7 protein-coding genes are annotated in these 12853 nt (G+C 33.8%); 3 read left to right on the forward strand and 4 right to left on the reverse strand.

Translation table 11 applies throughout. The annotated features are described in order from the left end of the window. Positions 1–90: 90 nt before the first annotated feature. Both tyrS and V5N68_RS02310 read left to right on the forward strand, forming a co-directional pair. Entirely contained in the window at positions 91–1344 is a 1254-nt protein-coding gene (gene tyrS, locus V5N68_RS02305; protein WP_332065580.1) for a tyrosine--tRNA ligase, read from the forward strand. A gap of 132 nt (positions 1345–1476) precedes the next feature. After that, positions 1477–1959, forward strand: a complete 483-nt coding sequence (locus V5N68_RS02310; RefSeq protein ID WP_332065581.1) for a peroxiredoxin — start codon at positions 1477–1479, stop codon at positions 1957–1959. A 180-nt stretch (positions 1960–2139) separates the two neighbouring features. Here V5N68_RS02310 and prfB read toward each other — a convergent pair. The 3 genes from prfB to V5N68_RS02325 form a co-directional block, all read right to left on the reverse strand. After that, positions 2140–3268, reverse strand: a protein-coding gene (gene prfB / locus V5N68_RS02315) for a peptide chain release factor 2 (protein WP_332065582.1) whose coding sequence is annotated in 2 segments (ribosomal slippage) — positions 2140–3198 and positions 3200–3268 — 1128 coding nt in all. Because the reading frame shifts where the segments join, the coding sequence is not laid out codon by codon here. A gap of 183 nt (positions 3269–3451) precedes the next feature. After that, positions 3452–5854: a penicillin-binding protein 1A gene (locus tag V5N68_RS02320; protein ID WP_442879686.1), complete on the reverse strand. Its 2403-nt coding sequence runs from the start codon at positions 5852–5854 to the stop codon at positions 3452–3454. Positions 5855–6062: 208 nt separating this feature from the next. After that, positions 6063–7289: an N-acetylmuramoyl-L-alanine amidase gene (locus V5N68_RS02325; RefSeq protein ID WP_332065584.1), complete on the reverse strand. Its 1227-nt coding sequence runs from the start codon at positions 7287–7289 to the stop codon at positions 6063–6065. 595 nt (positions 7290–7884) lie between these two features. On the opposite strand from V5N68_RS02325, the gene V5N68_RS02330 reads away from it, so the two are divergent. Next, positions 7885–10509 carry an Rne/Rng family ribonuclease gene (locus V5N68_RS02330; protein WP_332065585.1) on the forward strand — a complete coding sequence of 875 codons (2625 nt, stop codon included), beginning with the start codon at positions 7885–7887 and terminating at the stop codon, positions 10507–10509. 89 nt (positions 10510–10598) lie between these two features. Here the strand turns inward: V5N68_RS02330 and V5N68_RS02335 are convergent, their stop codons facing one another. Continuing rightward, on the reverse strand, positions 10599–11210 hold the full coding sequence (locus V5N68_RS02335) for an invasion associated locus B family protein (RefSeq protein WP_332065586.1): 612 nt from the start codon (positions 11208–11210) through the stop codon (positions 10599–10601). Positions 11211–12853 lie beyond the last annotated feature (1643 nt).

A 12853-nucleotide genomic window follows, 5' to 3' on the forward strand; every position in this document is an offset into this window, starting at 1 on the left:
TCTTGTGATCTATATATTATCTGTGATAAAGATAGTATATTAGGAGCCTATTATAAATTAAGTACAATCTTAGTTAGGAAATAAAAATCTGTGTTTGCCTTCAAATCTGACTTTTTAAATATTATGAGTGAACGTGGTTTTATCCACCAAGTTTCGGATGAAAAAGGCTTGGATGCCCTCTTCTCTACAGAGATTGTAACTGCTTATATTGGTTTTGATCCGACAGCATCGAGTTTACATGCTGGAAGTCTTCTTCAAATTATGATGCTTTATTGGTTACAAAAAACTGGACACCGACCTATTATCTTAATGGGTGGAGGAACAGGTATGATCGGTGACCCTTCTTTCAAAGATAAAGCTCGACGTCTACTTACACAAGATGATATTGCAAAAAATATTTCTGGTATTCAAAGGGTATTTGCTAATTATTTGACATTTGATGATACGAAAACTGGTGCATGTATTGTTAATAATGCTGAATGGTTATGCCATTTGAATTATTTAGAATTTTTGCGGGATATAGGAAAATATTTTTCTGTTAATCGTATGTTATCATTTGATTCTGTTAAGCTTAGACTTAAACGCGAACATTCTTTATCATTTCTTGAATTCAATTATATGATTCTGCAAGCCTATGATTTTTTTGAGCTTTATAAGCGCTATGGATTACGTGTGCAAATGGGTGGTTCTGATCAATGGGGTAATATCATTAACGGAATCGAATTGGGTCATTGTTTAAATACACCACAATTATACGCATTAACTTCACCATTGCTTACCACTTCTTCTGGTGCGAAAATGGGAAAGTCGTTAAATGGTGCTGTATGGCTTAATGCCGATGTGCTTTCACCTTATCAATTTTGGCAATATTGGCGTAATACAGAAGATGCTGATGTTACACGGTTTTTAAAACTTTATACCACATTACCAATGAATGAGATTCTTAAACTTTCTAAGTTGCAAGGTACTGAAATTAACGAAGCAAAAAAGATTCTTGCCACAGAAGTTACAGCGATATTACATGGACGTGATCTTGCAAATGCAGCAGCAGAAACTGCTCGAAAAACTTTTGAAGAAAAAACTTTAGGAGCAGAACTTCCCACTATAGAGTTTAATATTACAGAATTTAAAACAGGTGTTGGATTACTAACCCTTTTAGTACAAGCAGAGTTGGCGAAATCCAAGAGTGAAGCTCGTCGCTATGTTCAAGGTGGAGGTATACGTGTAAATGACCAAATTGTCGAAGATGAAACACGCCTTATTACTGAAAATGATATTACTCCAGAGGGAGTAATTAAGCTTTCTTTCGGTAAAAAAAAGCACGTTTTAATTAAAATCTCATAATGTAATTTATTTATAATTGTATCTTAATTTACATTTTTTATGCGTATTATATATCCCATTGGGGTTGAATAGCTATTTTTTCATGAATTTTAGTGCTTACCTCCCAATAAATAAAGAAAGAAAGATAAAATAATGACAAAATCAATGAAAGGTACCTTAGCTCCTAATTTTAATTTACCATGTGATGGTGGAGGAAGAGTGTGTCTTTCTGACCTAAAAGGTAAATTGATTGTTTTGTACTTTTATCCTAAGGATGACACTAGTGGATGTACAACCGAAGCTATTTGTTTTACACAATTGAAGACGAAATTTGATGAAATTGGCGCTGTTATTATTGGTATGTCTCCAGATAATGTTAAAAAACATAACAAATTCAAGGAAAAACATGAGCTTGATATTATTCTTGTCTCAGATGAAGAAAAAATGACCCTTGATAAATATGGGGTTTGGGTTGAAAAAAGCATGTATGGGCGTAAATACATGGGTGTTGAACGAAGTACTTTTTTGATTGATGCATCTGGTAAAATAGTGGAAGAATGGCGTAAAGTCAGTGTATCAGGGCATGCTCAAAATGTTTTAGCTGCTGCTAAGCTTTTATATGATCAGGGATCATAAATTAACTCAATTGTTTAATACAGCTATAAAAATAAAAAATAAAAGTTATTGTAATTTAGCTATTCATGATAGCAAAAAAGGTTTTTCCCTTGCTTCTATTCAAATGGCATAAGCTCTGTTATTTTGACTAATCAATTGAGGTTCAGCGAAATAAAATTAAAAAACTATAAAAAATTCGGATTAATATGCGTTCTCAATGTTTTTCTCTTTCCCATGAACGCGCTTGGCAAGTGATGCCTCTATAAATAAATCTAAGTTTCCATTAAGTACAGATTGAGGGTCAGTGTTTTCAACACCTGTGCGCAAATCTTTAACAAGCTGATAAGGCTGAAGAACATAAGATCTAATTTGATGCCCCCATCCAATTTCTGTTTTAGAAGACTCAATAGCATTAGATTCTTCTTCCCTCTTTTTTAATTCTTCTTCATAAAGACGAGCACGTAACATAGCCCATGCAGTGGCTTTATTTTTATGCTGAGAACGCTCTGTTTGACATTGAACAACAATCCCCGTTTTTATATGCGTAATGCGAACTGCAGAATCTGTTGTATTAACATGCTGCCCTCCAGCTCCTGATGCACGATATGTATCAATACGAACGTCTGACTCTGAGACATCAACTTCAATATTATCATCAATAACCGGATAAACCCAAATACTCGCAAAAGAGGTGTGGCGTTTTGCATTCGAATCATACGGAGAAATGCGCACGAGACGATGAACTCCCGATTCTGTTTTCAGCATACCATAAGTATTATGCCCTTTTATAAGGATAGTTGCTGATTTTATTCCCGCTTCTTCTCCATCATGAATTTCTAATATTTCAGCCTTCATTTTATGTTGTTCAGCCCAGCGCATATACATGCGCAAAAGCATAGAAGCCCAATCTTGGCTTTCTGTACCCCCTGCTCCCGCATGAACTTCTAAGTAAGCATCATTTGAATCTGCTTCTCCGGATAGAAGTACATCAATTTGTTTCTTATCTATCTCACTTTTAAGACTGCGTATTATATCTTCTGCATCAGTGATAATTTCCATATCACTTTCTTCTTCACCCATTGAAATAAGTTCAATACATTCTTCAAGTGTTTGCATGAACGATTGAATACCATTTATCGAATCTTCGAGGCATTGACGTTCACGCATCATATCTTTTGCTTTTTGCGCATCATCCCAAAGTGTCGGATCTTCTGCTTTTTGATTAAGATAATCGAGACGCTTTAATGATTGATCCCAGTCAAAGATGCCTCCTCAGCAATTTAATTGCTTGTTGGATTTCATCAACCAAAGTTTCTATTTCTGTACGCATAATATTTAATGCCTTAATTACTAATTTATACTTTCTTAACTATTCTTTTGAGCGTTTTATATCAATGTGTTAACCAAATGTTATAATTTTATAAAACCTACCTTTGCAAGCACACCACGCAAACAAGAAGATATAGCTATTTACCTTTTTATTATATTTTTAAAAGAACCATCTACCCATTAACTAATATAACCCACCAGAACCACTTTCAAGCGCTTTATTGACCTGTGGAGAAATTGTCATTGAGGGTACACCCTCCTGAAAAAAAGTACCACCATCAATAACTTGATAAATATCAGCAGGTCCAGTTCCTGGTTTGAAAGCTTCTATAATAACATTCTGATCTCCTGCTTCAGCGAGCATTCCTGTTCTACGATTAATTGGCATTAATACCATTCCTTCAGGCATTTTAAATGGAATATCTGGCTTATCTTTTAGAGCGGTTTGCATAAACTCATCAAAAATAGGAGCTGCTAATGCACTTCCAGTTCCATTATACCCTAACGGTGCAGGTTGATCGTAGCCGATGAAAATACCAACAACAAGATCAGGAGTAAATCCCATAAACCATACATCTTTAGAATCATTTGTTGTTCCTGTTTTAGCAGCAATATGCCTATTAAGATGATTCAAGCGTGCAGCTGTACCACGTTTAACAACCCCTTCCATCATTGATGTAATTTGATAAGCCGTCATAGGATCAAGCACTTGATCCCTTTCATCAATTAAGGTTGGTTCCTGTTGATTATTCCACGATTGAGCATTGCAATTTTCACATATACGGTCATCATGACGATAAATTGTTTTCCCATAGCGATCTTGAATTCTGTCGATTAATGAAGGCTTAATAGAGCGCCCTCCGTTGGCAATAACTGAATAAGCTGTAACCATTCGTAAAACTGTTGTTTCCGCAGCTCCCAATGCCATAGGGAGATAAGGTTGCAATTTATCTACAATACCAAAACGTTCTGCATACTCAGCCACTAAAGGCATTCCCATATCATGAGCAAGGCGTATAGTCATAAGATTACGAGAATATTCAATACCATAACGCAGCGTTGAAGGTCCTGCAAATGTACCACCATAATTTTTAGGTTGCCAAATTTCACCATTTTCTTGTCGAACTTCAATAGGACCATCTAAAACAACCGATGCTGGCGTATATCCGTTATCAAGTGCTGCAGCATATACAAAAGGCTTAAAGGCAGAACCAGGTTGGCGATAAGCTTGTGTTGCACGATTGAATTCAGATGTAGAAAAAGAAAATCCTCCCATCATTGCGAGTACACGTCCAGTATGAGGATCCATAGCAATGATTGCGCCTTCAACTTTTGGAATTTGTTGCAAACGATAGCGATTGTCTGTATTCGGTATTTTTTCAACAAAAATAACGTCCCCAACCCGCAAAACACCAGATAAATTCTGAACAGTTCTTCGATAACCATTTTTATCAATAATATTTAATGCCCATTTTGAATCAGCCTCAGATAAAATAGCTACATTCCGTTTTGTTGATAATAACCCTGAAGATTCACGCTGTGGCTGTAAACCAATTTCTGTTTTATGAGCATTAACAGAAAGGACAACCGCCAAATGCCACTCTGGAACATCACTTAATGCTGAAATATTTGCGAGTGGAATACCCCAATCATTTTTTACATCAATATGTTTATAAGCTCCACGCCATCCTTGCAAATGATCAAATTTAACTAAGCCATTTTGTAAAGCACGTCGAGCACTCAATTGTAACTGAGGATCAAGGGTTGTCCGAACTGAAAGTCCACCTTCATAAAGTGTTTTAGCTCCATAATTACGCATTAAGTAACGACGTATTTCTTCAACAAAATAATCAGAAGAAAAAACATGATTATCATTGCTACGTAAAATTATTCCCAAAGGCTTTTCTTTAGCTTCTTCACCTTGCTCCAAAGTCACGTATCCATTAGCAATCATTCGATCTATAACCCAATTACGCCGATTAATGGCACGTTGTGTATTCTTAAATGGATCATAATTTGCAGGCCCTTTAGGAAGAGCGGCCAAATAGGCACATTGTTCTAAAGTAAGCTCATTAACAGATTTGTTGAAATAGACTAAAGAAGCTGCAGCAACACCATAGGAACCATGACCAAGATAAATCTCGTTAAGATAAAGTTCGAGAATATGATCTTTTGAATAGGTTCTTTCAATACGCATTGCCAAGATAGCTTCTTTTAATTTTCTTTCTAATGTTGCATCTGAATTTAAAAGAAAGTTTTTAGCAACTTGCTGTGTAATAGTCGAAGCACCCTCTGGACGTTTTCCAGAGCCAATATTACGAATATTATTGATCAATGCCCTAGAGAGCCCTTCAGGATCCAAACCAAAATGGTGATAAAAATTTTTGTCTTCCGCGGAAATAAAAGCATCTTTAAGAATCTTGGGTATCGATTGAATCGGTAAATAAAGACGATGTTTTGTTGCAAATTCTGCTATAAGACTTCCATCAGAAGCATGAATACGTGTCATGACAGGTGGTTCATATAATGAAAGAACTTCATAATCGGGCAGTGTACTAGCGTGACTATTTATCACGAATAGCTGCATTGCCACTCCCAAGAATCCAATAGCAGCAATCCATTTTGAAATATATTTAAAAAAAACCATCATCGAAACGACTATCGCTTTCTTCTGAATTGATAAAAGACAAGTATATTTATCATAAAACAAGGTTTTATCATCGTAAAATCAAGATAAAAAGATTATCTTCTATTTCCATTTATATTTAATACTGATACTCTATTTTTTTATAAGTTTAAAGAGTCTGCATAATCTTCTGTTTATAAGCAGCAAATTGACGAATAGAATTCGCAATAGCAACAGCCACTTGTTTTCTCCAATTAGGATTATTTAATAGTTGTTCATCCTCCTTATTAGATAAATAGCCTATTTCTATTAAAACAGAAGGTATATCTGGAGCTTTTAAAACTTGAAACCCAGCATACCGATGAGGATTATTTATCAACTTAATATGACTTTTTGATAAATTTGAAATAACACTATTAGCGAAATTAACTGAAAATGTATGCGTTTCACGACGAATAAGATCAGTCAAGATATCTGTAATTTCAATCGATTCTTCTTCAGGCAATCCATCAAGAAGATCAACCTTATTTTCACTTTCAGCTAAAGATTTTGCAATTTCATCAGATGCCTTATCGGATATAGTATATACCGTAGCACCACGAAGATAACGTAAGCCAATACTATCTGCATGAATGGATATAAAAAGATCAGCATTAAACTGCTGTGCTTTTTTAACTCTTTCGCTTAATCTCAGGAAAGTATTAGAATCTCGTGTTAAAATAACATTAATATGAGAATCTCTTTTCAATTCATTTTGTAATGCACGCGCAAAAGCTAGCGTTATATTTTTTTCTAAAACTCCAGTAACGCCTTGTGCTCCACCATCCATTCCACCATGACCGGGATCAATAACAACACAAAAATGGAGAGGTGAAATTAATGGTATAGTGGTGTTTATATTATATTTTTGCTGATCCTTTAATATGTTATCGAATTTCTTTTGCGTAGTTTGCTTAATATCAATCAGTAACTGCCATAAATCATTATCTATTTTTTGTATTGTGCTTTTTTCAACAGAAAAAGCAATTTTGCTTGTTAAAATAATACGTGAAGTTTTTATATCAGAAAAACCATAACGCACATTTGAAATCATACCTGATAATGTACTCTTTTTATTTAAAGATGTGCTTTGCGATGAAAAGTCAACCGTGGGTAAATTGATAATTAAACGTGCAGGATGATCAAAAACTTGCAATCGCACATTTGGTTTAACATTAAAAACTGCGATAATGCGCGTATATGCATTATCTCCAATGGTACGAAAACTAATAAGTTTTAAAGTATCTGCAGCTTGGCTATACGACTGAAATATTAGAAAAAACAATAAACCACATATGAATCGCAGAATAATGTTCCTATAAACTGCTTTTGATCTTTGGATATTTTTTTTTATCATAAATAAAATGCTCTTTTAAAGCAACAATCAACCTTTTCGTATACAAGAAGATACATCAAATTTAATTTAATAAACGATATATCTCTTATAAACAGAAAAAAAATAAATCTAGACAATAATTTAGAAAATTATGATAACACATTTATATTGCTACTTTCAAAAAATATGATATCAACATAAAAGAATATTTACGTCTCTTAGCCAATGATGACCTCTCTGGTATTGACTTAATTTATCGAAAGCTCATATTAAGTTGTCTTTAAAAGGTTTGTTACGCAATATGCGTTTAGGATTTTATGGATGAAAAGTCTTCAAGCCTCAAAGGCGAGGATTACGTTATTCAAAGATTTAATGATTCGGATATCCGAACTGTTTTCAAGATTTTTTTTGCCGGAGACTTATAAAAATATGAGTCATATAAAACAGATGGGGATAATGATTGTAAGTATTGCAAATGCAGTAGTGTACTTACCTGTGAAAAACCATCTTGTCATGCTGGCCCCCCCTTTTTATGGCGAACAGCTTTTTATCTTCACTAATAGTCGTACTATTCGTTTGAATGAGGTTGTATATATTGCCTTCAGGATTTTAACTTATGTCAAACAAAATGCTTATAGATGCCTCTCACCCAGAGGAAACACGTGTTGTTGTCGTTCATGGCAACAAAATTGAAGAACTTGATTTTGAATCAGAACATAAAAAACAGCTTAAAGGAAACATTTATTTGGCACGTATTACACGTGTAGAGCCATCGCTCCAAGCAGCTTTTATAGAATATGGTGGAAATCGACATGGTTTTTTGACGTTTTCGGAAATTCATCCCGATTATTATCAAATTCCTATAGCTGATAGACTCGCTCTTCTTGAGGAAGAAGAAAAAGCAGCTGCTAAAGAAAATCATTCAGAAAATTTGGCTGAAGACACACACAAAAATAAACAACGTTCCAGAAAAATAAAAAAGAATGAGAGCAATCAAATAATAACAGCAGCTGTTGAAGACGATACCATTTCTGAAGAAATTACAATTGATGATGAAGAGACATTTGATACAAATACCTCTGACGATGATATTGAAATGGTCGGTCTGGAAGATGTCCATGAAGAATTTTCTTCTTATCAACGTAGACAAGAACGTCAATATAAAATTCAAGAGGTAATTAAGAGACGTCAAATTTTGTTGGTTCAAGTCATTAAAGAAGAACGTGGTAATAAAGGAGCTGCGCTTACAACTTACTTATCTTTAGCAGGTCGTTATTCTGTTTTAATGCCAAATACGGCGCGAGGTGGTGGTATTTCACGAAAAATAACAAATATACAAGATCGTAAACGTCTTAAAGAAATTGTCAAAGAGTTATCGGTTCCTAAAGGTATGGGCGTTATTCTACGAACTGCGGGAGCAAATAGAACAAAAGCTGAAATTAAACGCGATTACGAATATCTTACACGGTTATGGGATACTATTCGTACTTTAACACTTCAATCAACTGCACCATGTCTTGTTCATGAAGAAAGCAGCCTTATCAAACGTTCTATACGTGATCTTTACAATAAAAGTATCAATGAAATTCTTGTTTCTGGCGATCAAGGATATCGTGAAGCAAAAGATTTTATGCGTATGCTCATGCCAAGTCATGCAAAAGTTGTTCAACCTTATCGCGATCCGACTCCTATTTTTGCTCGCAATAATATTGAAACCCAACTCGATAAGATATTGCTCCCACAGGTTTTTTTAAAATCAGGTGGCTATCTCGTTATTAATCAAACAGAAGCACTCGTTGCCATTGATGTAAACTCTGGCCGTTCTACAAAAGAACATTCTGTTGAAAAAACAGCATTGCAAACAAATCTTGAAGCAGCAGAAGAGATAGCTCGTCAATTACGCTTACGAGATCTAGCTGGTTTAATTGTAATTGATTTCATTGATATGCTTGAAGAACGTAATGTTAGAATGGTTGAAAAAAAATTAAAAGATTGCTTAAAAAGCGATCGCGCACGTATTCAAGTTGGTCATATTTCGCATTTTGGTCTTCTTGAAATGAGTCGTCAACGTATTCGGGTATCAGTTTTAGAAAGTACAATGCAACCCTGCACGCATTGTGCTGGAACAGGAAGTATCCGCTCTGAGTCATCAATTGCTTTACACGTCATACGATCAATTGAAGAATATCTTCTTCATAATCCACAACATAACATCATTGTGCGCACACCTGCAGCAACAGCACTTTATGTATTAAATCATAAACGCAATATTCTTGTGAATTTAGAAATGCGCTTCAAGCTTAATATTAGTATTGAGGCAGATGATAGCATTGGAACACAACACCTCACTATTTCAAAGAGTACAATAGCAGAAGCAGTAGCTCAATCTACACTATTCTCAGAAGATAATGACAAAGAAAAAATTGATAATGCTATTTTTAAAAATAGTGAAGATACTGAAGATGAAGTATCAACGAAAACAAATCAAAAACACCGACGTAAAAATCATCAAAAAGAAATTAATAGTAATGCTGTTTTAGCTCCCCATAAAAAGGATGATGACTCAAATGATGAAGATTTACATCGTAGAGGACGTCGTCGAGGACGATCTGGAAATCGCCGTAATCAGGATAATAGTTTTTATCAGCCTCGTATTCCTTCTACGGAGCCAGTAGGAGATTTTGCTAAAAAAGCTCTAGAAGAAGTGAAAAAGACAAACCGTAAACGCCGTACTTCAATGATTACATCTGTTGGATTTGAAGAATTAAAAAATGATACAAAACGCTCAAATATGCAACAAAATGAAGTTGCAGAAACTGATGTGGCTATGAAGTCTAAAAAACGTAGGATACGTTCTTCAAAAGAAGTGAAAAGTAAACAGATACCCGAAAATGATCAAAGCATAACAACAGCAGAGATTCTTGAAGAAAAGGTTACCGATAATTCAAAACATAAAAAAGTTAAAATAAAACAAATAGATGAACCTATTCATGAAGTAAAAAAAGAAGCTCCTGCAAATGTAACAAAGAAAACACGAAGAATAAGAAAAAAATTAACAAGTAAAGAAGAAACACAAAAAATACCAGAACAAGAAACTATGATAGAAAAAGTTGGTGAAGCAGTTTTGACAAAAACTGAAGGAAATGCCAATGAGCCTATTATTAAATTATCAACATCTAATGATGTTCCAAAGACTAAACGTGTGGGTTGGTGGAAACGAAGAATTCTTTCTAAAAATTAAATATAAAAAAAATTGCTACAAAATTATATTTTGTAGCAATTTAAGTTAAATAAACAAATATGTAAAAGAGTCTCTTTTCTTGTTTTTTATTAATTCTTTTTTGCTTTTTCTTGCTCAGCCTGCATACGATCTTCAATTTCTTTTTGCTTTGATTTAATAGCTTGCTGTAGCTTTACTTGTTCTTGCTGAAAATCTTTTTCTTCCATACCAGGTCCTGTATATGCAGCCGTAAATCCATTAAGAGAAAATTCAATAGGATTAGCTGAACCTCGGAAGTTAACTGTTGTTACAACCATTTTTGTACCACTTTTCATAGCAGAAACCAGCTTATCATCTAGAACATCATTAGCAATACAGCTTGGCCCATTACAAATAATGTAAGGAATTTTCTTAGAAAAACTATCTCCAATTTGAATGTTAACCCCTTCCGGCAAAAAACGACCCGTAGGCACTTGAATGCCTATACGTCTTTCATTTTGTTTTCCTTTTATTTCAACTAAGTTAAAAGCTGTTAAAGGCTGTCCAGTGCTTGATACAACAGTATTCATTGTATTACAAATATCAACATCATGCTGCTTACTGCAAACTTTATACCAACCTTGAGATAAAGTCTGCGCACTTACAGGAATATGAACTGTAAAAAAGAAGGCAGCAGCTCCAGCTAGTACTGAAACAGCAGAATAGATATTTTTTTGTGACATGACTAAATTAATCCTTTCAACGTGCTTTTAATAACCCCAAGATTAGGAATATTACATATAATTTTAAGTACATTAAATTAATAATAGCACCTCTTTAATGCCTCTTGCTTCAATACAAAGAAAAAAATGAAGTTTTGTAAAGAAGCTAAAAAACAGTTATTTGAACTTTTATGCACTCAATATATAAAATTTTTTCCTTTTTATCGCATTGATTGTGATGAATTTTATTCATACAATAGCTTAACATAAGAGATTAAAATTACATAAACGAATCAATATTGCAATATGATTAAAGTAAACTTCTATATTATTTTATACTTTTCATTATTTAAAACTTCTTTTTACATTCGTAATACTCTTTTTAACCTTTAATTGTGGAACTTTAGCAACTGGTCTTGCAATGCATGGAATGCCGAAGTTATCAGATGAATTTGACCATTTTCCTTATACATGCAAATCAAAAAGGTAAAATCACTTATGATATTATCGGAACATTTGATGGACTGAATATCCCTTTGTAATTCGTAGCTTTCGAACAACTGCAAGAGAACTTTTTGCTGATGAACAATTTTCTAGTTTTGTGTATGAAACAATGATAGCCCACTCCAGAGATGAGGCATTTATGCTTTATAGTCTTTTGTAGAAAAAGTTGAGTTAAATGACAAACGTACTGAAATTACTTTTTTTCTTAATCCAAAAAAACATTTTTCAGATGAAAAACCTCTAACGGTTGAAGATGTTTTATTCACAGTAAAACTCCTTAAAGAGAAAGGACGGCTGCCATTTAATTAATATATGGAAATGGATAGATTCTATAGAAAAAAAATGGTTTAGATAAAATTCCAGGAAGTGATCCTTATATTATTGAACATGTTGATCCAGGGGAAAGGATTATTTATAAACGCGACCCTAATTATTGGGATAGAAAATCTTCCTGTTAATAAAGGATTAAATGATTTTTAAATAATCTAAATTGAATACTTTCATAATGAAGTAGCACACTTTGAAACTTTTTTAAAAGGCATAGTTCGTGTTTTTATTGAAACAAATCCAAACCGTTGGAAACATTCTTATAACTTTTCAGCTGTTAACAAAAAGCAAGTTATAAAAGAAAGTTTTTCACAAAGAACCCCTGCAAATGTTATGGGCTTTGTTTTTTTAATACGCGTCGTAATATTTTAAAGAATAGAAGAGTAAGATAAGCGTTATCAATACTTTTCAATTTTGAATGGGCTAATCATTATCTTAAAATAATACTTACACCAGAATACAAGGCTATTGTGATGGATATATTCTCTTATCTGTTGGAAAACCAGCAAGTGCAAAAAAAGCGCTTCTAGCAATAAACAGGTGGATCAGGTATGGATCGATTAATAGCTCAAAAAGCTTAGAAGTTTTTACAAGAAGCCAGCTTTACAAAAAGAGAGACAAAACCATTCAGCCGGATGACTTACCTTTTCGACTTGAAATCATGACTCGATCGCTTGAAAAAGAAAAATTTACGCTTGCATTTCAAAGTAATTTGGCACACATCTTGATATTCAGGTTGAAATAAGAACTATAGATGATAGCTAATATCAAAATCGTTTAAAAATTTTTGGTTATGACATGATTATAGGAAAATTAAAAAGCTCTCTATCCCC

The sequence above is a fragment of the Bartonella eidoli genome (genome assembly GCF_036576145.1).
In the GTDB taxonomy this organism is placed as follows: domain Bacteria; phylum Pseudomonadota; class Alphaproteobacteria; order Rhizobiales; family Rhizobiaceae; genus Bartonella.